Origin of the sequence: Peribacillus sp. YIM B13472, from assembly GCF_042788005.1 — a bacterium.
GTDB lineage: Bacteria > Bacillota > Bacilli > Bacillales > DSM-1321 > Peribacillus > Peribacillus simplex_E.
Map to the genome: position 1 here is coordinate 205890 of NZ_JBHZPG010000002.1, position 22190 is coordinate 228079.

Here is a 22190-nt window from a genome sequence, read left to right on the forward strand (position 1 = left end):
CATTTGAAATGGAGGAATACGAGCTATGGCAAAGAAAATGCCTGAAATCGGCGATTATAAATATGGCTTTGCGGATAAAGATGTTTCCATCTTCCGTTCAAAGCGTGGTCTGACAAAAGAAATCGTGGAAGAAATTTCTCGAATGAAGGATGAACCGCAATGGATGCTTGATTTCCGTTTGAAATCATTGGAGCATTTTTACAACATGCCAATGCCTCAATGGGGCGGCGACATGCAGAGCCTGAATTTTGATGAAATCACATACTATGTTAAGCCGTCAGAGAAATCAGAGAAATCTTGGGATGAAGTTCCTGAAGAAATCAAACAGACTTTTGATAAATTGGGAATTCCTGAAGCCGAACAAAAATATCTTGCAGGCGTATCTGCTCAATACGAATCAGAAGTGGTTTACCACAGCATGAAAGTAGAATTGGAAGATTTGGGTATCGTCTTTAAAGATACGGACTCGGCACTTCGTGAAAATGAGGATATCTTCCGTGAGCACTTTGGAAAAACGATCCCGCCCACTGACAATAAATTCTCTGCATTGAACTCGGCAGTTTGGTCAGGCGGATCTTTCATCTATGTACCAAAAGGCGTTAAAGTGGATACTCCGCTTCAAGCTTATTTCCGGATCAATTCTGAAAACATGGGGCAATTCGAACGTACGCTAATCATTGTTGATGAAGGCGCATCCGTTCACTATGTAGAAGGTTGTACAGCTCCTGTTTATACAACTAACTCCCTTCATAGTGCGGTTGTTGAAATCGTCATCAAGAAAGATGCTTACTGCCGTTACACGACGATCCAAAACTGGGCAAACAACGTGTTTAACCTGGTTACGAAACGTGCGGTTTGTGATGCTAATGCAACAATGGAATGGATCGATGGTAACATCGGTTCCAAATTGACAATGAAATATCCTGCTGTCATCTTAAAAGGTGAAGGTGCTCGCGGAATGACATTATCGATTGCCATTGCCGGCAAAGGGCAACACCAAGACGCTGGAGCAAAAATGATTCACCTAGCGCCAAATACATCTTCAACGATTGTATCAAAATCAATTTCTAAACAGGGCGGTAAAGTAACATACCGTGGTATCGTTCATTTCGGACGTAAAGCGGATGGAGCTCGTTCCAACATTGAATGTGATACATTAATCATGGATAATCAGTCTACATCTGATACAATCCCTTACAATGAAATCTTGAATGATAACATTTCCCTTGAACACGAAGCGAAGGTTTCCAAAGTATCTGAAGAACAATTGTTCTACTTGATGAGCCGCGGAATTTCTGAGCAAGAAGCAACGGAAATGATCGTAATGGGCTTCATCGAACCATTTACAAAAGAACTTCCAATGGAATATGCGGTTGAAATGAACCGTCTGATCAAGTTCGAAATGGAAGGCTCAATCGGTTAATAACCGATTGCCCTGCCTGTAAGGCGATTTAGGATAACCATTCATACAAAAAGCCTGCCGGGTCTGTCTGGCAGGCTTTTTGCTTTTGATATTCACACCCCTATACCAAAGATTAGATATGGCTCAATAAGGGTAAAAAATAATAAAAGAAGAAGTCCAGTAATTGGGGCCTGTCCCAAAGGAGTGATGATGCAGATGATTTATGTTGGTGTGACCGGTTGGGGTGATCATGATAGTTTGTATCATGGCGGTGTGTCCCAGCGTGATAAACTCAAAGAGTACGGTGCTCATTTTCCCGTTGTGGAGGTGGATGCCTCATTTTATGCAGTCCAGCCAAAGAGGAACAGTGAAAAGTGGGTATCCGAGACGCCTGCATCATTCCAGTTTGTCGTTAAAGCCTATCAAGGGATGACAGGACATCAGCGTGGGGAAATCCCATTTGAAAGTAAGAAGGAAATGTTCAAGGCATTTTGCGGCTCTCTGGAAGCTTATCAGAAGTCCGGCAAGCTCGCGATGGTCTTATTTCAGTTTCCGCCATGGTTTGATTGTAAACGGGAAAATGTGAATTACCTGCGATGGTGCAAAGATGAAATGGGCGATATTCCAGCTGCCATTGAATTTCGGAATCAAAGCTGGTACAGGCCCAATGTATTCCAGCAAACTTTGGACTTTATCGAAAAGGAAGGCTGGATCCATACTGTATGCGATGAGCCGCAGGCTGGAGAGGGATCCATTCCTGTCGTTCTGCATGCCGCCGATAAAGATAAAACCCTGATACGCTTTCATGGCCGTAACCTGCATGGTTGGCAAAGGCCTGCTTCAGGTGATAATTGGCGTGAGGTCAGGTACTTATATAGATATAATCATCAGGAATTGACAGAATGGGTGGAGAAAATCAGGGAATTGGAAAAGGAATCCAAGGAGTTATATGTCCTGTTCAATAATAACTCAGGAGGAGATGCCGCTGATAATGCCAAACAAATGATTGAGTTGCTTGGTATAGAATATGAAGGGCTGGCTCCTAAGCAGCTTGGTTTGTTTTAAGGGGAATTATATAATTAATAAAGAGATGATGTGACAAGCTAGAGAGGTAATATCCTAACAAACAGGTAAAGGCGGATTTCTTCATGGTATGGTTAGTATTAGTGGGTATTGGATTATTAGCGGGAGGAATCGGCGCTCTTGTCGGTCTGGGCGGCGGCATCATCATTGTGCCTTCTCTTTTATATTTAGGTACATCTACGAATATTATCGATGAGCTGACTCCTCAGGTCGCCGTAGGTGTTTCAACCGTAATCATGATTTTTACCGGCTTATCTTCTACTTTATCTTATTTAAAACATAAAGTGGTGGATTATAAGGCCGGCTTAATCTTTTTTATTGGCAGTGCACCTGGTGGAATAATAGGGGCTTATGTGAATAAAAACCTTAACGCCGAAGCTTTTTCATTGTACTTTGGAATTTTCATGGTTTTCATGGCTATCGTGTTATTAGTGAAAAATCGTTTGAAGCCAATGCTTTTCAAGCCTGGAAAAGGGAAAATAGTGAAGACGTATAAAACTGAAAATGGACATTCATTTTCCTATGGTTACCACCCTCTTTTGGCTGTATTGATTTCTTTTGTCGTGGGATTCAGCTCCGGGTTATTTGGAATTGGCGGTGGGGCCTTAATGGTTCCCGTCATGATGCTTCTATTCTTCTTCCCTCCGCATATGGCTGTAGCGACTTCGATGTTCATGGTATTTCTATCTTCCATCACTAATTCGATTACGCATATTTCCCTTGGAAATGTAAATTGGCCATATGCTTTTGCCCTGATTCCGGGTGCTTGGTTCGGTGCTAAATTGGGCGCATTCATCAATACGCGCCTAAAGAGTGCGTCGCTGGAAAATATGTTGAAAATAGTGCTGATAATCATTGGTTTACGTCTTATATATCAAGGTATTACAGGATAAACGAGGAGGAGAAATGATGTCAGAAATCATTCATTTGTATCACACCAATGATCTCCATAGTCATTTTGAGAATTGGCCTCGTATTGATAAGTTTCTTAAAGAAAGAAGACAACTTCATCAAGAAACGGGAGAAGAAGCGATCATACTGGATATAGGCGATCATGTGGACCGCTGGCATCCATATACAGAAGGTACGTTGGGTAAAGGAAATATTGAACTGCTTAATGAAGCTGGCTACCAATATGTGACCATCGGAAATAATGAAGGGATCACTTTACCTCATGATGCGTTAGACTCCTTATATGATCATGCAAAGTTCAAGGTCTTGGCAGCCAATATTTATTACGGTGATTATGAAAGGCCGGAATGGGCGCTGCCATATTGGATACATACGACGGTAAAAGGCACCAAAATTGCCATTATAGGTTTGACAGCCTTTTTTCAAAAGTTTTATTCTGCGATGGGCTGGGAAATAACAGAACCATTCGTGGAGTTAAAGGCACAGCTCGAAAAGGTCAAAACAGAGGCGGATGTAATCATCATCCTTTCCCACCTGGGCATCCATGATGATGAGAGGATGGCAGAGGATTTTCCGGAGATTGACATCATACTTGGCGCGCATACCCACCACATCCTCCACCAAGGTAAATTGATCAATGATACACTCCTTTGCGGTGCAGGGAAATATGGCTTCTATGTTGGACAGGTGGAAATGACCGTCAATCAGGAAAAGAAAGTTAGCCATAAGAGTGCCATTCTTTATGATACCAATGACTTTTTGGAATTGGAGAATGAACGGTCATGGATTGAAGAGATATACCAGGCCGGAGGGGAAACGCTAAAACAGGTTGCAGTGGATTTACCCGAAGCACTGGATAATGATTGGTTCAAAAGAAGTCCTTTGACTGAACTCCTTGGGGATGCCCTAAGGGAGTGGACTCAGGCGGATTGTTCCTTTTTGAATGCCGGTCTTCTGCTCGATGGGCTGCCAAAGGGACCTGTCACAAAAGGGGATATTCACAGAATTTGTCCACATCCCATCAATCCTTGCGTCGTTGAAGTTAATGGGAATGAATTAAAAGAAATCTTAATGCAATCGAGAAATGAGGAATGGCCTCATGTTCAGGTGAAAGGTTTCGGTTTCCGCGGAAAAATCATGGGAGTCATGCATTATGATCAAATTGAATTTAACGAAATGGAGAATGGAATCGTAAAAGGGATACTTATAAAAGGGGAGAAACTGCAGGCGGATAAGTCCTATAAACTGGCAATACCTGATATGTTCACGTTTGGACACTTCTTTCCAAGTATCCAGCGCTCCAATCGCAAGAAATATTTCCTACCGGAATTCTTACGGGATATCCTTTTATGGAAGCTGGATAAAATATACACCAACACCAAACTCTAAATCACGGTTTCGCCCTTTTTTTCATAAAGTATCGGGAAGAGAGGGGCGAAACCAATTGATTAACATGATACCAATAATTCTTGATAATCATACATTCCTAGCCATTTCTGTCCGACTTCCCAAAACGCATTTACTTGCTGTCGCGTCCGAAAAAGGGTATATAATGTGCGGTGCGTTAGATGTTGGACTGCTGAATGATAAATTGAGAGATCGTAAAATCCTTGCAGGAAGGGCCACAGGAGTTAAATCGATTGAAGAACTATTGGAAGCGCCGCTTGAATCAGTTACCTGGGAGGCTGTGGAAAAGGGCATTCATCCAGGAATGATTGGTAAAGAGGCATTAATCAAAATGATTTGAAAAGGGGGGCTTTCTTTTTTCCAAAAGAGGGCCTTATTTTTTTATCAAAAAAAATGCTGATATTTTTTCAACAAATGCGTTCAAACAGATTCATTTATCTAAATATTTTCCGATAATCCTAATAAAGGAAATAAACGGTCAGATTTACAAATATCGAATGGGAAAATGGAGTACAAGTAAGAGGCTAGCTATTACAGAGTCCCTAAGGCCTGGAGCGAGGCTCGGTAAAAACATCTATAACGAGCGGGCCATATCCTATTGTGCGAGGGTCTTCCATTAACGCAGAAAATGATCAATCGACTGGTGTCCCTTAATATTCCCTTTGTTTACCTTCAAGATTCCAGGACGGATGACATTATTCCCATGCCCCCAGCGTCAGGGAAACTACGAAGAGAAGCCATTAATACGATTGAAACCACTTTCCTGGACATGAAAAACAAAATGAACCTTGCAGGGTCATTCACGATAGAGCAGGCTAACGTCAAGTTCATTCAAATAGTTCGGAACATCATGGGCGAGCTGAAAAGGAATAAAGAGTTAATGACTTTATTGGCTGACGTTTATACATACGATGACTATATCTTTACTCATTCCTTCAATGTGACCTTATATACCCTGGCAATCGGGATGGAATTGAATATCAATGATAAGAATCTCGAAATTCTTGGGCTTGGAGCGATTTTACATGATGTCGGCAAAATGCTCGTGCCTTTGGAAATCCTCCATAAACCCGATAAGCTGACGGAAAGTGAGTTTGAACAAATCCAAAAACATGCCGATTACGGATTCCATCTAATCAAAAATGTTCATACCGTTTCCCTTTTAGTTGCGAATTGTGCCTATCAGCACCATGAACGGTTAGATGGATCTGGATATCCCCGAGGGATAAAAGGGGATGAAATCCATTATTTCGGCAAGATCATTGCCGTTGCCGATGTGTTTGATGCCGTGACTTCCAACCGCGTTTACCATAAGGCCGTGCTGCCGCATCAGGGATTGGAAGTCCTTTATGCCGGAGGCGGGAAAAAGTTCGACAATACGATCATCGAGGCTTTCCGCCGGGCGGTTGCCATTTATCCTAATGGTCTATCCGTTGAATTGAATGATGGAAGGAAAGGGGTAGTTTCCGCTCAGAACGAGGGGATAGGAGACCGCCCCATGATAAGGATTCTTGAAGAAGATGGGGAGCAAATCAAGGAGCTGTATGAAGTGGACTTGAATAAAAACCTGCATTTGCTTATCATGAAATGTCTCAATATACAAGAACCAGCCTAACCTCAAGGATAAGCTGGTTTTTTCATTCCTTGTTTTCCTTCATGATGGGAGGTGCCACCGAACCGTTTCCATTACTAAAATAACTTGGAACATCACCTTCGATCAGCAGGCTTCCGACTGTCACTTCCTGACTCACCTTGGTCTCCTTTGTGAACGAGGGGATGACGATTTGAATATTGACATCAAAATCCACAATCAATTCATAATAAACATTATTGATGCCTGCGTTTGTCAGTTTTGTCCTCAAATCCGATTCAACATTCCCGATGACCGACATTTTCACTGGGATTTCAGGTCCGTAATTGGAAAGAAGGTTATTCCCGGTTACGACACCAAATGGTATATAATAGACCACACTTTTATATTGTTCATCATTTATTTTGGCTGAACCTGTTTTAAAAGGATTTCCCTGTTTGATGCCAAGCTTTTTTTGAATATCATTCGTAATGTTAGCCCGCAATTCACTGTATATGACCGGATTGAAGCTATAGGAAGAACTGGAGTCCTTACCACCCTTGTTATTGGTGATGATTTTGTTCATATCAATCTTCGCTATATTTTCATCAACCGATTCATGAATCGTTTCCGTTGCAATCCGTTTGATTTCATATTCGGCTACACTCATGATCACGGGTTCGATTGATTTGTCCACGTACCAAAGAGTCATGATGCTTGATATGATAAACAGGATAAATGAATAGAGAAATACTTTTCGGGTGGGAAGAGGCCCCTTTTTTCGGAATTTCTTCGTTCGAAATCTTTTTCGGAACACGCTTTAGCCCCCTTTACTAATAACTATGCATTAAGTTCAGGGGTTTATGTTTTGAATCAAAAAAAAGCGGCGTAAAATTCACGCCGCTCACTTTTGCTTTTTAGCCAGATCTTTCCTTTCCCACAATCGTAAATAGGGGTAAGGGTCAAAGCTCCATTCTGTGATTCCGTTGTCTTTGTACATTCCGTAATGAAGATGGGGAGGGAATTTTCCGGAAGTTCCTGGAGGGCCGTAACCTGTACTGCCGACACCTCCGATGACTTGTCCGGGCTCGACGATTTGTCCGACTTTCAAGCCTTTGGCAAAGCCGCTTAAATGGGCAAAGTAATGATAGGTATTATTTAAATCCCGTATCCCAATCCGCCAACCGCCGAATTTATTCCAGCCTTTCATTTCGATGATTCCATAGCTCGTGGAACGAACTGGAAGGCTATAATCCGCAAAAATATCAGTGCCCTCATGGATTCTCCTTCCGCCCCATCCACGAGCGCTTCCCCATGTATTTAAGTACGTATAATGAGTTCGTACTGGAACCGGGAAGGCCTTTTCATGTAGATCCAACCGGCCATATTTCTTATAAATCTCGGCATTGCCGATAATGATGCTGACGGCTTTATCTCGTTTATAATAATCCCACAAGCCAATCCGGATATTATCTTCATCAGCACCATAAGATTGGAGATGCTTCGAAAAAGCATACAATCGATCTGTATCATTAGTGATATCAGCTTTGCCATCCCCATTTCCATCCTGGCCCAATCCATCAAAAAATGTGATCGTGAGCGGGTTCACGTCGTTTAAGTCAGGATTGAGGGCCCCGCTCCACTTTGAAGGCTCGATGTGGATGCCTATTAAACCCTTTGCAGGCTCTAAATCCCTTCGGGCAGCCCTGAGGCTGTGCTCATATTGATCAGCTCCAGCAAGGTAATACCACGGGATTTGAAGGGTAGCCTCCATATTTTTATATAGCTCCATTCTCCCGGCATAAACATCTGGGTTATCAGCAGCATTAGCCACTTGGCCTGGTGCATTCAAAATAAACAAACAAGTAATGGTAAGAAGGAATAATTTTTTCAACGGGGCAGGCTCCTTTCATGACATTCTCCGTATTTAAAAGACATCAGTCCATCCATCTTTTATAGTTTTGCTGATTTAGCTATAAACATGAAAAATAAATAATGGGAAACCAACTATAACTTGTATAAATGCTTTTTTATTGTTAAAGTAGGGTGTGTTAATTTCTATAGAATGGAGTGGCATTTTCATGTCTTCTACAAATAAAGAAATTCTTCGTAAACCAGATTGGTTGAAAATAAAGCTTAATACTAACGAAAATTACCTCGGTTTAAAAAATATGATGCGCGAGAAAAATCTTCATACTGTCTGTGAAGAGGCAAAATGTCCGAATATTCACGAATGCTGGGCAGTGAGAAGGACGGCTACTTTCATGATCTTAGGTGAAATCTGTACAAGGGCTTGCCGTTTTTGTGCTGTTACAACCGGACGTCCGAATGAATTGGACTGGGCTGAACCTGAGCGTGTTGCCGATTCCGTTGTTTTGATGAATTTAAAGCATGTCGTCATTACAGCTGTTGCCCGTGATGATTTAAAGGATGGAGGCGCTGAAGTTTTCGCTGAAACGGTCCGTGCCATCCGACGCAAAAATCCATTTACATCAATTGAAGTATTACCGTCTGATATGGGCGGGGTGTTTGAAAATATCAAGACTTTGATGGATGCTAAACCAGATATCCTGAACCATAATATAGAGACTGTCAGAAGTTTATCCGACCGTGTACGGGCTCAGGCCAAGTACGAACGTTCATTGGAGCTTTTAAGAAGAGCCAAGGAACTGTATCCGGAAATCCCGACAAAGTCCAGTTTAATGGTAGGTTTGGGTGAAACTCGGGAGGAAATCCTCGAGACCATGGATGACCTAAGGGCTAATAATGTGGATATTATGACGATCGGCCAGTATTTGCAGCCAACTAAAAAGCATTTAAAGGTGCTGAAATACTACACGCCTGAGGAATTTGCCGAGCTGAAGGAACGTGCATTGGAAAAAGGCTTCAGCCATTGTGAATCCGGTCCGCTTGTCCGTTCATCCTACCATGCGGATGAACAGGTTAATGCTGCGGCAAAACATAAGCAAAACAAAGGTGAAGGATTATTGAAATAGAGTGAAATAAAGGACCGAAAAATTCGGTCCTTTTTTATTAACGGTTATCCATTTTTTGGTTTATGTTATCGTGATGATCTCTTTTATCGTTAACCATTTCCCCGTTTTCATTTTCTTCGTCACTCATTTTGTATCCTTGAGGCGACTTCAGCATTCTTTTGATGGTTTGTTCGATCGTATAGTCGATCCCTTTGCTGCCGGATTTCAATGTAGAGAAATTCTCGACATCTTGGGCAAGGGTTTGATAATCATCACTGACGTAGACATGATAATAGCGAGGCACGACGGACATGGCAGTGCGTTTGACTTGGTCTGCGGTTTCCGTCCGATCCTTGGCATTGGTATCATATACGACAAGCACTTCCTCATCAGTAACGAGGGTAGCGGCATCATTGACATTTGGAATCTGAACACTCAGTTTAGAAATGACATCAGAAAGTTGTTCACGGTCAATGGAAGCAGCTTTGTTGGAAATGTTACGGCCATCAATGGTTGCACTATTAGTGCGGGTAAAACCGAAATCATCACTTTTATTATCATTATTACGATAATCCTCATCATAATATTGAGTTGGATTATTTACGTTTGTTGGGTTACCGGCATTGTTTTTTGCACCGAGCCCCTGATCTTTTTCTTTATCAGTACATCCGGTTAGTGCAATAATCGAGCTTAAACCTATCGTTATTATTGTTTTTTTCATCAATAACACCCCCGTAACTTTAGGATGAACATATTTCTCTATTTTTCGCTTAGTAATTGATGGGGAATCAGTTATAATTTAAAGAAGGAATGTATATATGAGAGGTGAAAACAATGATTAACATCAATAACATGACCTATGAAATAATTGAGAATGAAAGGGAAGGCTATAATGAAGAAGCGTTTAAGGCCAGATACAGTGAGATTTTAACGAAGTATGATTATATAGTAGGGGATTGGGGTTACGGGCAATTGAGGCTGCGTGGATTTTTTGATGATAATAATCAGAAAGCGACCTTTGATACGAAAATAAGCACGCTTAGTGAATATTTATATGAATACTGCAATTTTGGCTGTCCTTATTTCGTCGTGAAGAAAATAAAGAAATAAAAAGGCCAGAATTCACTCTGGCCTTTCATGTTAAGAGTTACCATATCCTTTATATGGAGGCTGTTCATCTTTTTCCGAATCGTCATGTGTCGGATGAGCACCAGGATATTTTCGAGGTAAATCTTCGTGCAACGATTTATTTTCATAATTAAAGGCACTTTGATATCGTTGCCCTTCCTGCCACGGGGTGTTTTTATTCTGAACTGGTGCATCTTTTGCTATGGCTGATCCAAAAGGTCCTTCGGGAAATTCTTCAGGAATTAAATAATCCCTCTGTTTTTCGACATTGGAAAAATCGTGGTATTCTTCTTTGTCCAAGATAATCCCCCCTCATGTAATCGGTCTTACATTCAGTAGGTTTCCCGTTTAAGATAAAAAAACTTCAGCACTCAGACGATTTCCATTAAAAAGTGACGCAGTTCTTCGGCTTCCGCTTCTGATAACTGAAAGGCATGCTCAAGATAGCCTTCCTCTTCTAAATCATCAGGCCCAATAATCGCGAAACGATTACTCTGCATATTTAAAACAAGCTTCTTTCCATAAAAACGATCGGTAGTCGTAATGGCCAGATCGAATCTTGATTCCTCTCCCATGAAGCTTATGAACCGGGTTTTTGAATCAACGACGTCATTGTATAAATAAAAACGATCTTCCATAGTATCATTCCCTTCTTATCTTCACATTTGTAGTTCCATCATAACAAAGTGACCTCAATAGGGGAACAGTACATTTTACGGGGCTTCTGCCTGAGAACCTCGTCGCTCCTCATAATGCCTTAGGAACCTCCGGCAATGATAAGCGTTCATCGATTAAATGAAAATGGTAAGAATATAAATGGGATCGTGAATTGGGAAATGCACACATTGAAAAGGCAATGTGTAACACACCCGCTTCTGTTAGTTATTGGATGGTACAATGGTTGTGGTTGAAGGAATTGAGAGTAAGGGAGAAGCTATGGTATTATCAAGGAATAAGGTTGGTTCGGCACAGGGTTTTAACGATGCCGCTCATTCGACCATTGATTCCCTATATCATCTTAGATCAGAAAGGATCTGGAAAAAAATGTACTTTGTAGACCGCCAAAAGATTGAACAAATATTAGGTTTTCTTGAAAAGCAGCTTGGACTTTTTGAAGGTCATGATAATTGGGATGGAGATCTTTCGGAACTTATCGCTGAAAGGCTCATACAAACTTCCATCGATTCCGTGTTGGACGTAGGAAATGCGGTAATTGATGGTTTTATTATGCGTGATCCAGGAAGTTATGAAGATATTATCGATATCCTTCAAGATGAAAAAGTCATTTCTGAAGAAAAAGCGATACAATTCAAAAAGGTCTTGCCGCTAAGGAAAATGCTGGTTCAAGACTTCATTGAAGTGAATCACAAAGAACTGCATGCCGTATTTTCGGAAAATATCGAGGCATTCAAGCAATTCCCGGATTTGGTGAGGAACTATTTAACAAATGAATTGGGACCTGTATCAGCTTTTAAAAACTAGCAGCGTTAGGAAGGCGAATTCAAATGAAGTCTTATAAAGGATATTTAATTGACTTGGATGGCACCATGTATCGCGGAACTGAACAAATTGCGGAAGCGGCAGGGTTTATTAATGACCTAAGGAAAAGGGATATCCCTTATTTATTCGTCACCAATAATTCATCCAGGACTCCGGCACAGGTGGCGGATAAATTGAGAAGCATCGGCATATCGACGGAAGATGACCAGGTTTTCACGACAAGCATGGCAACTGCCAATTACATAGCTGAACAAAAGAAAGATGCATCGGTTTATGTGGTGGGTGAAGAAGGTATCATCGAGGCTCTTAAGGAAAAAGGAATGAAGCTTGTGGAAGAGCATCCAGACTTTCTGGTAATGGGCATCGACCGCGGGGTCAATTATGAAAAGTTATCAAAAGCCTGTCTTGCTGTAAGAAATGGCGCTGTTTTCATTTCGACCAATGGTGATATTGCCATTCCTACTGAGCAAGGCCTTTTACCGGGGAATGGTGCCTTGACCTCCGTAGTTTCCGTTTCGACCCAGGTACAGCCGATTTTCATTGGAAAACCTGAATCCGTCATAGTGGAGCAAGCTCTAAGAGTATTAGGGGTACCTAAAGAAGAGACAATCATGGTTGGAGATAACTATGATACGGATATCCTTGCCGGCATCAATGCAGGGATCGATACATTGCTTGTACATACTGGAGTAACGACAAAAGAACGCTTAAAGCAATATAAGGAGCAGCCGACGCATGTGGTGGACACCCTCGACTTATGGCGCTTCGAATGAAAAAAACCAGGGCTGCGAATGCAGCCCTGGTTTTTTATGTCGTGAATATCATAAGTTCTCTATTCAGCATTTTCGGTTCTATGGGCAAGCCGGCTTGAAGCGGCAGCTGCAATTGCCCCAACGATATCATCTAAAAAGGTGTTCACCTTACCCGTGCTTTTATCGTTTAAATATTTTAAGATACCCGGCTTTTGTTTATCGATGAAACCATAGTTGGTAAAACCGATCGATCCATAAACATTCACAATTGAAAAAGCCAATATTTCATCGACCCCATATAGGCCTTCATCTATTTCAATGATGCTCTGCAAAGGCTCCTCGAGCAGTTTTTTCTCTGCTAAAATATCCAACTGAATGCCGGTAAGGATGGCATTTTGGACCTCGCGTTTTGAAAGGACCCGTTCGACATTGTGAAGGCAATCGGACATTTGGAGATTTTCATGGTAGCCTGATTGCAAATACATGACAAGCTCAGCGATATCCTCCAATTTCACCCCTCGGTCAATTAGCCATTTTCGAGCAGTTTTTTCAGACATTGATTGTTCAATATTAGCCATGTCATCACCCATTTCTCTATATTTTAAAGGGAAAGTTCTAATTAGGTAGTTTGATTTGATTAAACGTTTTGATTGGAATTTCTAATAAGGTTTCGATAATCATTCAGAAAACGGGTTATTCCACATATATATAAGTTTATGATGTCCAATATTTCTATTATATCCATTTGATGAAGGGGGCCATTCCATGATAGAAGAAATCATTTTTAATAATTATGGTATACAGGTGGAGCTTGAAGAAGCCAATGTCAGGTTTCCGAGCTTCCGTTCAGGGAATATGGTGTACAGTATCGTTCCCATTGAAAATATGGAGCAGGAGGAATTAGTGGAACGTTATAAAATGTCTCAACATCTGATTTCACAAGGTGATCGTCACGTATCCGCCTTTGTCCTTGCCAATCATGGAAGCTATGTTTCGGAAGCGGATGAACAATTATTCATCCTTCTTGCCAATCAGGCATTGGAAGGTCCGAAAAATTTCAACCCAGGAAGGCGTCTGGCAAGGTTCCATCAGCGTGGGAGAACTATTAATGATACGATTCGAACATGTTCAAGGATCGGTAAATGGAAAGAACTCTGGGAACAAAGGATCGATCAGTTAGAAAAGATTTGGCGGGATAAGCTCAACGCCCATCCTGATAACCAGTTTGAAAAATTATTTATAGAAACCTTTCCCTATTATATGGTCCTAGGTGAAAATGCGATTCAATATTTAGTCGACACAGAAATCGATGATACCCCGCAAATTGTCGATAGTGGAACGGTATGTTATGAACGTTTTTTACATGATACCTGGAAAAGCAATAAGTGGATGAAAAATCCGTTCGATTGGGTATTTGACCACGGAACCAGGGATGTCGCGGAATGGGTGAGGGAACATTATTTTCAAAACGTGCATACCCATCAGCGGGGAATTGCCCATTTCTTTCACGAATATCAGTCCATAGAACCGTTCTCAAGCTTTTCGGCCCGGTTGTTATATTCGAGGATGCTATTTCCCATTCATTATTTTGAAACTGTGGAAGAGTATTTTTCAAAAACGACGGAAACAAGGTCGAACCAATTGGAGGATAAAATATCTTCGATCACGAAATCCTCCCAACAATATGAGTCATTCCTCAAACATTTTTATGAATTGGCAGAAGTCCCTGCCAAGCAATATGATTTGCCTAAAATTGACTGGATTTAGATAAAAACGGGAAAGAAATATGATCCATCCTTACTTACTATGTTATGATGATAACAAGATTTTTTAGAATAATTAGATATTTGATCACTATGGAAGGATGGGACCATGAAAAGATTGATGATGGCCGCCTTTATAGCCCTTTTAATCATCCAAACGGCAAATCTTGTGAAAGCTGAAACGAAAACAGGCTGCGAAGCAACTCAATTCAAGATTGTCATGAAGTCTGAAGCGGATGTGAAGGAAAAGGCGTCGGCTTCAAGTAAAACGTTAAAAACTTATAAGAAAAATAAAGAATTATCGGCAAGCGGAAGAACTGGAAGCTGGTATAAGGTCTGTCACTCAAATAAGACCGCATATATCAATATGGCAGATGCAAAAGAGGTTTTCAGTTCCGGTGAAAAAGCCATTTTGAAGAAATTCGATGGGAGAAATGGCGTTAACCAAGTTGTATCTGTGACAGGTAAAGCGATGAGTGATACGAAGGTCACGATCCAAACTTATGAGAAGAAACAGGGGGAATGGCGCCGGGCATTGAAGAAGATGGCGGGTGTCATTGGGAAGAACGGCTTCACGAAGAGCAAAAAAGAGGGTGATGGGAAATCCCCGGTCGGGATTTATTCATTTGGTAAGGCCTTTGGAAGCGAAACGAAGCCGTCAGGAGTGAAAATGAGTTATAAGAAAACGACCAAATATGACTACTGGATTGATGATCAGACATCCACGGATTATAACAAGTGGAAAACCTATAAAGGAAATCCTGCAGTTAAATGGAAGTCTTTCGAAAGGATGAATCATGAACTCTATAAGTATGGGGCAGTCATCAATTATAATACGAATCCCATCGTAAAAGGAAAAGGAAGTGCAATCTTTCTTCATATATGGAGAGGGAGTACAAAACCGACGGCTGGATGTACAGCCACGGCCGAAAAGAATGTCGTCAGTTTACTGAAATGGATGGATCCCGTGCAAAAGCCACATATTGTAATGGGTACAAATGATTCATTGAAGAGCGTTAAGTAATAATCATCAAAATGGTTTTCCCATAAAAAATTTAGCTTTACCCGTTCTTACTCGTTCAAGGGATGGACGAAAAAAGTTCGTGCATCCATCTTTTCTAACTATTGATAAATATATGAATTAAACTTATAATGTCTACTATACAAATACAAACGTCTTCTTCAGGAAAACAGTTTTTAAGGGGGAACCAAAATATGAAAGCCATCTCGATCGGTTTATTGGGGTTAGGTACAGTTGGATCAGGAGTCGTACAAATCATTGAAAGGCATCAGGACAAGCTCATGCACCAAGTGGGCTGTTCCATATCCATTAAGAAGATACTAGTCAAAGACACGACGAAGGAGAGGCTTGTCGAGATCGATAAAGGTATGTTAACTGACAATCCTGAGGATATCCTATCGAATCCCGAGATTGATGTTGTAATAGAAGTGATGGGTGGAATCGAAGAAACACGCGGTTATCTGATAGAGGCAATAAAGAATAAAAAGCATATCGTTACGGCCAATAAAGACCTGATGGCTTTATATGGACCGGAATTGCTGGAATTGGCCACCGAGAATCAATGTGATTTGTTCTATGAAGCAAGTGTTGCAGGGGGAATTCCGATTTTACGAGGACTTGTGGATGGGTTATCTTCTGACCGCATCACGAAAATGATGGGAATCGTCAATGGAACGACAAACTTCATTTTAACGAAGATGAGCAAGGAAGGCAGAGCTTATGATGACGTATTGAAGGAAGCTCAGGAGCTGGGATTTGCTGAAGCCGATCCGACAGCCGATGTAGGCGGTTTGGATGCGGCCCGTAAAATGGCGATCCTTTCCACACTTGGGTTCTCAATGAACATTGGCTTGAATGATGTTGAGGTACAGGGCATTACCGAGATATCCGAAGAGGATTTGAGATATAGCAAGAAGCTTGGTTATACAATGAAATTGATCGGCGTCGCTTCCAGGGCAGGTGATAGGGTCGAGGTAAGTGTCCAGCCTGCACTGCTTCCTGAAGCACATCCGCTAGCATCGGTAAATAATGAGTATAATGCTGTATACGTTTATGGGGAAGCCGTAGGGGAAACGATGTTTTACGGACCGGGGGCTGGCAGTCTTCCTACTGCGACTGCAGTCGTTTCGGATATGGTGACGGTCATCAAGAATATGAGGCTGGGAGTAAATGGCCGCAGTGCCGTATCACCTCAGTACCCGAAACAATTGAAAGATGGGACTGAGATTTTCGCTAAGTTCTTCATTCGATTACATGTTCAAGATGAAGTTGGCGTTTTAGCCAAAATCACGAATTTATTTGCCGAGCATGGGGTAGGATTCGATAAAATCCTTCAATTGCCTCTGGATGAAAAGGAATCTTCCGAAATCGTATTGGTTACGCATACTGCCACAAAGGCTGCATTTGAGCAAATAATACAGAAATTAAATGATTACAATATGGTAAGAGAAGTGAAAAGTACATACAGAGTTGAAGGAGAGGACATCAAATGAGCTGGCAAGGACTTATAAGCACGTATAAAGATTTTTTACCCGTTAATGAAAACACACCTGCACTAACCCTTTTGGAGGGTAATACACCTTTAATCAGACTGAATCGATTATCCGAAGAGTGGGGAATCGACTTACATGTAAAATATGAAGGGGCAAATCCAACTGGGTCGTTTAAAGACCGCGGAATGGTCATGGCTGTTGCCAAAGCGATAGAAGAGGGCAGCGACACGATCATCTGTGCTTCCACCGGGAATACATCAGCAGCTGCAGCAGCTTATGCGGCCCGTGCCAACCTGCGCTGTATCGTTGTCATCCCGGAAGGTAAAATAGCCATGGGCAAGCTTGCCCAAGCCGTTATGTATGGTGCGGAAATCATCTCGATCGAAGGGAACTTCGACCAGGCTTTAAAAATCGTCCGTTCACTTAGTGAGAGCTCTCCGATAACCCTTGTGAATTCGGTCAACCCATACCGGATTGAAGGGCAGAAGACAGCGGCTTTCGAAATTTGTGATGCTCTCGGCTCGGCACCGGATATTTTGGCGCTTCCAGTCGGGAATGCAGGTAATATAACTGCTTACTGGAAAGGGTTTAAAGAATATAACGAATCGAAACAAACGGGCCTTCCTGAAATGAGAGGGTTCGAAGCTGAAGGTGCGGCTGCAATTGTCCGGGATAGCATCATTGAAAATCCCGAAACGATTGCAACAGCCATCCGGATTGGAAATCCTGCAAGTTGGAACTTTGCTGTGGAAGCAGCAAATGAATCCAAAGGAAAAATCGATGAGGTGACAGACGAAGAAATTCTGGAAGCCTATCATTTCCTCGCTAAAAAAGAAGGGGTATTTGCAGAGCCGGCATCATGTGCTTCCATTGCAGGTATCTATAAGCAATTAAAAAGCGGTGAAATCAAAAAAGGAAGTAAGATTGTTGCTGTATTGACTGGAAATGGATTGAAAGATCCGAATGTGGCAGTCGATACAAGCACGATTCAACCGACATTGCTGCCAATGGATGAAGAAGTCATTTTAGAACATCTGCAGGGTGTGAAACAGGCATGAGTGCAGAATCGGAGATGTTCTTGATCCGTGTGCCAGCAAGTACGGCCAACTTAGGACCAGGATTCGATTCCATCGGCTTGGCGCTAGGCCTTTACTTGGAAATACACGGATCTTCATCAGATCATTGGGAAGTCGTTCCACTTTCAGAGGAAATGTCTGTTTTTCCAAGGGATGATCGTAATTATATCGTCCAAATTGCCAAGGAAACGGCGGCTTCCTATGGAAAGGAACTATCCCCATGCCGGCTTTTCGTCTCTAGCGAAATTCCACTGGCACGGGGTCTTGGAAGCAGTGCCTCTGCCATTGTGGCGGGGATTGAATTGGCGAACATCGTTGGTGAGCTTCATTTATCCGATGATGAGAAGAATAGGCATGCTTCCCTCTTTGAAGGGCATCCGGATAATGCGGGGGCATCTGTGTATGGTGGATTGGTCGTGGGCCTTCACACGGATGAAAGAACGGATGTCGTGTCGTTTCCGATCGAGGGAGTTAAGGTGATTGCTGTCATTCCTGATTTTGAATTGCTAACTGAGGATTCAAGAAATGTCCTTCCGAATTCGCTTTCCTATAAAGATGCGATAAGCGGAAGTGCAGCCGCAAATGTTTTGCTGGCGGGAGTTCTATCAAAAGATTGGAAGCTTGTTGGTGAAATGATGCAAAGTGATCGTTTCCATCAACCATATAGAGCGGAGTTGGTCCCTCATTTAGCGCTTATAGAAGAAGTTGTCCTTAATGAAGGCGGATTTGGTGCAGCACTAAGCGGAGCGGGACCAACTGTTTTATGCTTATCATCCGCAGAAAAAAGTGAAAGTTTGCTCACTGGATTGAAGGATAGGTTTCCGGAATTTCTTGTGAGAGAATTGGAAATCGATAATGATGGAAGTTATACGGCAATCCTTTCAGAACAGGAAAAAAAGGAATTGAAATTTTTGAAATCGTGAGCCATGCTTCATTCATTGTCCATATAAAAAAGCTGACTCGCGTCAAGCCGTATCAATTTGATAGGGCAAAAGCCGAGTCAGCTTTATTTTTCATGCAGTCCAGAAAAGATTCCGGCCTGCATGAAAAAAAGGTTGAACGTTTATTGATGAAGTGATCCTTCATCAATACGCTGCATGTTATTTAAAGGGCTATTAGAAAACTTGTTCAACTTCCACTACACCAGGGACTTCTTCAAGAAGGGCACGCTCAATCCCAGCTTTTAGCGTAATGGTCGAACTAGGACAGCTTCCGCAGGCTCCTAGTAATCGTAATTTTACAATTCCATCTTCTACGTCAACTAGTTCACAGTCACCGCCATCACGAAGAAGAAACGGACGAAGCTTATCTAGGACTTCTTGAACTTGAACTTCCATTGTTTGTTCAGACATTGCAATCGACTCCTTTCCTAATCATATTATAAAGCGAAGGTAGTAAAAAATCCAACTGTAACTTTGCGGAAATATAATCTATATTATTCTGGTATGATTGAAACAGGTGAAGTTTTTAAACATTATTCAAAATGAAGCAAATATACTAAAATGAAGGAGGAAGATTATGGAAATGAAAGAAATTGAGATAGAAGTGTATGGAGCGGAGCAAATTTGCGCGAGTTGTGTGAATCTACCTTCTTCGAAAGATACCTGTGAGTGGCTTGAGGCCGCTTTAACGAGAAAGTTTCCTGAACAGAAATTCAAAATATCCTATATAGATATGTATAATCCACCAGAAACGCTGAAGCAAAAGAACTTTGCTGCGAAGATGATCGAAGATGATTTGTTTTATCCACTGGTCCTCATCGAAGGTGAAATCATTGCAGAAGGAAATGTGCGTCTCAAAAAAGTGGTGGAAACAATGGAAAAATATGGATACACGATGCAAGTGTGATATATAATGGAAGAAATAAGAAAAACTGGCCCGTGAGCTGCATGCAGCTCATGGGGCCAGTTTATGAAATGTAGCATGGTTAGGTTGGAATCAACCGTTATGGTATTTATACATCCAGAGAATGCCTGATTTCATCAGGCGTGCCACTCTGCCTGTGATTGGGCGATTTGCAACAAGACCAAAACCTTGTTTCTTCCCAAGGGAACCTAATGTTCCTTTTAATTTCATTGTAGGGAAGCTTTCTGGAAGTGGTTCATTTGCCCATTTCTTCACAAGAACTTGGACGATTTGCTCTGCTTGGGACTCCGCTAATTGAGCACTAGGCGCATGAGGCAGGCTCGCACAGTCGCCGACGACAAAGATGCTGTCATCATTAGGAAGGAAATGCTGAGGAGTCAGAACTGCTCTTCCTTGGCGGTCTTTTTCAATATCCATATCGCGGATGATCTTACTTGGCTGTATTCCAGCTGTCCAAACGATGACGTCGCTTTGAACGGCTTCGTCGCCATTATAAAGAAGGTTTGGCTCAACTTTCGTTATATTTGAATGATGGACGATTTCGATTGTATGTTTATCGAACCATGATTCAACAAAAGTACTTAATCTTTCTGGGAAAGCAGATAGAATATGCGGTCCACGGTCGAATAGCTTAACGTTTAAATCTGAACGGCTTTCAATCAACTCACTTGCAAGCTCAACACCACTCAGTCCGCCGCCAACGATAGAAACGGTTGCACCAGCACCTAAATTATTCAAAGCTGAATATGTGCGGCGTGATTTATCGATAGTTTGGATACTGAAAGTGTGTGTGTCTGCACCAGGAATATCGTGGTATTTATCTTCGCAGCCAAGGCCAATGACTAAATCATCATAAACGACAGGATCTTGATTTTCTATAATGACCTGTTTATTTTCCATATCGATGGAAAGTACTTCTCCGTATACGTTCTTCAAGCGAGGATGTTCAGGAAATGCAACACGGATGTGCTGATCTGGAATGGTACCTGCTGCTAAAGCATAATATTCCGTTTTTAAGCAGTGATAAGGATTACGGTCGATAAGCGTGATGCTCACATTTTCAGGAAGCTGATTAGGCAGCAATCTTTGCAACATGCGCATACCACCATACCCGCCACCAAGTATGACTAGATTCTTCATATGATTTTTCCCCTTTATTTGATCTCTTAAAAATTTGACTAGCATTTAACTATAGGATTCCCCCAAATGGTCCCCTTTAAAGTTTAAATAAATATATATACCCCAATTAGTAACAAGAATAAAAAATTAGATGATTTTCTTTTTTTACGTACCCCGACAAAAGTATAACGAATATAAAAGGAAATCACAACCGATATCTTGAAATCGGCTGATTTTTTATGCGTAAATATTGACTGTAAATGGGAAAAGTAATAAGATGGTTTGTTAGTAACTGTGAGGTGAAACAATGTACCCGATTATTGAATTTTGTGTAAGCAATCTGGCCAGTGGCGCTCAGGAGGCTTTGGAAAGATTGGAGCGGGATCCGAATTTAGATATCATAGAATATGGTTGTCTGGGATATTGCGGCAGATGCTCCAGTAACTTATATGCTCTTGTAAACGGTGAAGTGGTTTTTGGTGACACAACGGATGAATTGGTGGATAAAATATATAAGTACATTGATGAATATGAAATGTTCTAATCATCAACGGCGAATAAAAAGGCTGATCCCTCGATGGAACGGCCTTTTTATTTATCAGTTTTGCAGCATTAGTATAAACTAATTTTTTGGTAAAATAGGTGGGGGAATATGAATATTTTCAAGCTGGAAAATTGAGCGTGGGAATTTCTTTGGTATATACTATAAAGAGAAATAGTTCTATCTCACATATCAGAAGAAGGAGGGATTTATTGTGAGTGAAGTTGTTCAAATAACGGAAGCTGCCGCTTTTCAGATAAAAGAAATGATGAAACATAATGGCGAAGAGGGTTCATTTTTAAGAGTGGCCGTTAAAGGCGGAGGCTGCAGCGGATTATCCTACGGAATGGGTTTTGAACAAGAGCCTGGAGATAAAGATAGCCAGCTGGAACAGTTTGAAATTAAGATCCTTGTTAATGCCGAGGATGCAGATATATTGAATGGAACGGTAATTGATTATAAACAAACGATGATGGGCGGAGGCTTTACGATCGAAAACCCAAATGCTATCGCTTCATGCGGTTGCGGGTCTTCCTTCAAAACGGCAAAAAACGCCGGTACGCCGGAGAACTGCTAAGAAAC

The 22190-nt window shown here is 41.6% G+C and carries 26 protein-coding genes; 18 read left to right on the top strand and 8 right to left on the bottom strand.

Features of this window, described 5'->3' with window-relative positions:
• Nucleotides 1-25: 25 nt before the first annotated feature.
• From sufB to ACFX4I_RS02710, 6 genes are all read left to right on the top strand, one after another.
• On the top strand, nucleotides 26-1423 hold the full coding sequence (gene sufB / locus ACFX4I_RS02685; RefSeq protein ID WP_061465485.1) for a Fe-S cluster assembly protein SufB: 1398 nt from the start codon (nucleotides 26-28) through the stop codon (nucleotides 1421-1423).
• Between the two features lie 195 nt (nucleotides 1424-1618).
• On the top strand, nucleotides 1619-2467 hold the full coding sequence (locus ACFX4I_RS02690) for a DUF72 domain-containing protein (RefSeq protein WP_377419000.1): 849 nt from the start codon (nucleotides 1619-1621) through the stop codon (nucleotides 2465-2467).
• Between the two features lie 83 nt (nucleotides 2468-2550).
• The gene (locus tag ACFX4I_RS02695; RefSeq protein WP_377419002.1) at nucleotides 2551-3378 is read left to right on the top strand and encodes a sulfite exporter TauE/SafE family protein; all 828 of its coding nucleotides are present in this window, start codon (nucleotides 2551-2553) and stop codon (nucleotides 3376-3378) included.
• 16 nt (nucleotides 3379-3394) lie between these two features.
• Entirely contained in the window at nucleotides 3395-4786 is a 1392-nt protein-coding gene (locus ACFX4I_RS02700) for a bifunctional metallophosphatase/5'-nucleotidase (RefSeq protein ID WP_377419005.1), read from the top strand.
• A gap of 55 nt (nucleotides 4787-4841) precedes the next feature.
• Entirely contained in the window at nucleotides 4842-5144 is a 303-nt protein-coding gene (locus tag ACFX4I_RS02705; RefSeq protein WP_230300523.1) for a YunC family protein, read from the top strand.
• A 258-nt stretch (nucleotides 5145-5402) separates the two neighbouring features.
• Nucleotides 5403-6419 carry an HD-GYP domain-containing protein gene (locus tag ACFX4I_RS02710; RefSeq protein WP_377419008.1) on the top strand — a complete coding sequence of 339 codons (1017 nt, stop codon included), beginning with the start codon at nucleotides 5403-5405 and terminating at the stop codon, nucleotides 6417-6419.
• Nucleotides 6420-6441: 22 nt separating this feature from the next.
• On the opposite strand, the gene yunB is transcribed toward ACFX4I_RS02710, so the two are convergent.
• Together yunB and ACFX4I_RS02720 are read right to left on the bottom strand one after the other, a co-directional pair.
• Complete coding sequence (yunB, locus tag ACFX4I_RS02715; protein ID WP_230300522.1) at nucleotides 6442-7191, bottom strand: sporulation protein YunB; 750 nt, start codon at nucleotides 7189-7191, stop codon at nucleotides 6442-6444.
• Between the two features lie 87 nt (nucleotides 7192-7278).
• On the bottom strand, nucleotides 7279-8268 hold the full coding sequence (locus ACFX4I_RS02720) for a M23 family metallopeptidase (RefSeq protein WP_377419011.1): 990 nt from the start codon (nucleotides 8266-8268) through the stop codon (nucleotides 7279-7281).
• Nucleotides 8269-8455: 187 nt separating this feature from the next.
• On the opposite strand from ACFX4I_RS02720, the gene lipA reads away from it, so the two are divergent.
• Nucleotides 8456-9370 (top strand): lipoyl synthase, encoded by a 915-nt coding sequence (gene lipA, locus ACFX4I_RS02725; RefSeq protein ID WP_230300521.1) that lies wholly within the window; start codon nucleotides 8456-8458, stop codon nucleotides 9368-9370.
• 37 nt (nucleotides 9371-9407) lie between these two features.
• Here lipA and ACFX4I_RS02730 read toward each other — a convergent pair whose 3' ends face one another.
• Nucleotides 9408-10070 carry a YhcN/YlaJ family sporulation lipoprotein gene (locus ACFX4I_RS02730; RefSeq protein WP_230300520.1) on the bottom strand — a complete coding sequence of 221 codons (663 nt, stop codon included), beginning with the start codon at nucleotides 10068-10070 and terminating at the stop codon, nucleotides 9408-9410.
• A 113-nt stretch (nucleotides 10071-10183) separates the two neighbouring features.
• Between ACFX4I_RS02730 and ACFX4I_RS02735 the strand changes: the two genes are divergently transcribed.
• Nucleotides 10184-10459, top strand: coding sequence for a YutD family protein (locus tag ACFX4I_RS02735; protein ID WP_076368161.1), 276 nt, complete (start codon nucleotides 10184-10186; stop codon nucleotides 10457-10459).
• Nucleotides 10460-10489: 30 nt separating this feature from the next.
• Here the strand turns inward: ACFX4I_RS02735 and ACFX4I_RS02740 are convergent, their stop codons facing one another.
• Nucleotides 10490-10777: a cytosolic protein gene (locus ACFX4I_RS02740; protein WP_377419014.1), complete on the bottom strand. Its 288-nt coding sequence runs from the start codon at nucleotides 10775-10777 to the stop codon at nucleotides 10490-10492.
• 71 nt (nucleotides 10778-10848) lie between these two features.
• On the bottom strand, nucleotides 10849-11115 hold the full coding sequence (locus ACFX4I_RS02745; protein ID WP_098371475.1) for a DUF3055 domain-containing protein: 267 nt from the start codon (nucleotides 11113-11115) through the stop codon (nucleotides 10849-10851).
• A 259-nt stretch (nucleotides 11116-11374) separates the two neighbouring features.
• On the opposite strand from ACFX4I_RS02745, the gene ACFX4I_RS02750 reads away from it, so the two are divergent.
• Together ACFX4I_RS02750 and ACFX4I_RS02755 are read left to right on the top strand one after the other, a co-directional pair.
• Nucleotides 11375-11959, top strand: a complete 585-nt coding sequence (locus ACFX4I_RS02750) for a DUF86 domain-containing protein (RefSeq protein ID WP_377419017.1) — start codon at nucleotides 11375-11377, stop codon at nucleotides 11957-11959.
• Nucleotides 11960-11982: 23 nt separating this feature from the next.
• Nucleotides 11983-12750, top strand: a complete 768-nt coding sequence (locus ACFX4I_RS02755) for a TIGR01457 family HAD-type hydrolase (protein ID WP_098371474.1) — start codon at nucleotides 11983-11985, stop codon at nucleotides 12748-12750.
• Between the two features lie 59 nt (nucleotides 12751-12809).
• Here the strand turns inward: ACFX4I_RS02755 and ACFX4I_RS02760 are convergent, their stop codons facing one another.
• On the bottom strand, nucleotides 12810-13307 hold the full coding sequence (locus ACFX4I_RS02760) for a phosphatidylglycerophosphatase A family protein (RefSeq protein WP_228467560.1): 498 nt from the start codon (nucleotides 13305-13307) through the stop codon (nucleotides 12810-12812).
• A gap of 187 nt (nucleotides 13308-13494) precedes the next feature.
• Between ACFX4I_RS02760 and yutH the strand changes: the two genes are divergently transcribed.
• The 5 genes from yutH (at nucleotide 13495) to thrB (ending at nucleotide 19005) form a co-directional block, all read left to right on the top strand.
• Nucleotides 13495-14496 carry a spore coat putative kinase YutH gene (gene yutH, locus ACFX4I_RS02765; RefSeq protein ID WP_230300519.1) on the top strand — a complete coding sequence of 334 codons (1002 nt, stop codon included), beginning with the start codon at nucleotides 13495-13497 and terminating at the stop codon, nucleotides 14494-14496.
• 105 nt (nucleotides 14497-14601) lie between these two features.
• Complete coding sequence (locus tag ACFX4I_RS02770) at nucleotides 14602-15516, top strand: L,D-transpeptidase family protein (RefSeq protein ID WP_377419020.1); 915 nt, start codon at nucleotides 14602-14604, stop codon at nucleotides 15514-15516.
• A 191-nt stretch (nucleotides 15517-15707) separates the two neighbouring features.
• On the top strand, nucleotides 15708-17006 hold the full coding sequence (locus ACFX4I_RS02775) for a homoserine dehydrogenase (protein WP_230300517.1): 1299 nt from the start codon (nucleotides 15708-15710) through the stop codon (nucleotides 17004-17006).
• On the top strand, nucleotides 17003-18064 hold the full coding sequence (gene thrC, locus ACFX4I_RS02780) for a threonine synthase (RefSeq protein ID WP_230300516.1): 1062 nt from the start codon (nucleotides 17003-17005) through the stop codon (nucleotides 18062-18064). The genes ACFX4I_RS02775 and thrC overlap by 4 nt, the downstream gene beginning before the upstream one ends.
• Complete coding sequence (gene thrB, locus ACFX4I_RS02785) at nucleotides 18061-19005, top strand: homoserine kinase (RefSeq protein WP_377419024.1); 945 nt, start codon at nucleotides 18061-18063, stop codon at nucleotides 19003-19005. Before thrC ends, thrB begins: the two co-directional genes overlap by 4 nt.
• 192 nt (nucleotides 19006-19197) lie before the next feature.
• Here thrB and ACFX4I_RS02790 read toward each other — a convergent pair whose 3' ends face one another.
• Nucleotides 19198-19434, bottom strand: coding sequence for a NifU family protein (locus tag ACFX4I_RS02790; protein WP_034310199.1), 237 nt, complete (start codon nucleotides 19432-19434; stop codon nucleotides 19198-19200).
• A 166-nt stretch (nucleotides 19435-19600) separates the two neighbouring features.
• On the opposite strand from ACFX4I_RS02790, the gene ACFX4I_RS02795 reads away from it, so the two are divergent.
• The gene (locus tag ACFX4I_RS02795) at nucleotides 19601-19930 is read left to right on the top strand and encodes a YuzD family protein (RefSeq protein WP_377419027.1); all 330 of its coding nucleotides are present in this window, start codon (nucleotides 19601-19603) and stop codon (nucleotides 19928-19930) included.
• A 90-nt stretch (nucleotides 19931-20020) separates the two neighbouring features.
• On the opposite strand, the gene ACFX4I_RS02800 is transcribed toward ACFX4I_RS02795, so the two are convergent.
• Nucleotides 20021-21088, bottom strand: a complete 1068-nt coding sequence (locus ACFX4I_RS02800; RefSeq protein ID WP_214791220.1) for an NAD(P)/FAD-dependent oxidoreductase — start codon at nucleotides 21086-21088, stop codon at nucleotides 20021-20023.
• A gap of 286 nt (nucleotides 21089-21374) precedes the next feature.
• On the opposite strand from ACFX4I_RS02800, the gene ACFX4I_RS02805 reads away from it, so the two are divergent.
• Together ACFX4I_RS02805 and ACFX4I_RS02810 are read left to right on the top strand one after the other, a co-directional pair.
• Entirely contained in the window at nucleotides 21375-21611 is a 237-nt protein-coding gene (locus ACFX4I_RS02805) for a YuzB family protein (RefSeq protein WP_098371467.1), read from the top strand.
• Nucleotides 21612-21822: 211 nt separating this feature from the next.
• Nucleotides 21823-22185 carry a HesB/IscA family protein gene (locus tag ACFX4I_RS02810; protein ID WP_098371466.1) on the top strand — a complete coding sequence of 121 codons (363 nt, stop codon included), beginning with the start codon at nucleotides 21823-21825 and terminating at the stop codon, nucleotides 22183-22185.
• Nucleotides 22186-22190: the final 5 nt, after the last annotated feature.